General features: G+C 82.3%; 1 pseudogene. It reads right to left on the bottom strand.

Annotated elements, in window-relative coordinates:
- Positions 1–356 (bottom strand): annotated as a pseudogene (locus GTW40_RS32770) (translation initiation factor IF-2); the annotation flags it as partial.

Here is a 356-nt window from a genome sequence, read left to right as displayed (position 1 = left end):
ACCGGCGCCGGGAGCGCCGCCGGGACGCGGACCACCCTGCGGGCGGGGCGCCTGCGGACGGGCCATGCCGGTGGAGCCACCGGAGGTGAAGGGGTTGTTGCCCGGACGGGGACCGGCCGGACGGGCGCCGGGACGCGGGGCCTGGCCACCGGGGCGCGGAGCACCCTGGCCGGGACGGGCCGCCTGGCCCTGACCCTGACCCTGACCGGGAGCCGGACGGCCACCGGGCTTGGGCGCGCCGGGACGGGCACCACCGGGACGCGGACCACGCTCGGCCGGAGCCTGCGGGGCCTGAGCGGCCGGAGCCTGCGGAGCCTGGGCGGCCGGAGCGGTGAACTCCGGGGCGGCCGGGGCCG

Origin of the sequence: Streptomyces sp. SID4985, from assembly GCF_009863025.1 — a bacterium.
GTDB lineage: Bacteria > Actinomycetota > Actinomycetes > Streptomycetales > Streptomycetaceae > Streptomyces.
This window is presented reverse-complemented; position numbering and strand designations above follow the sequence as displayed.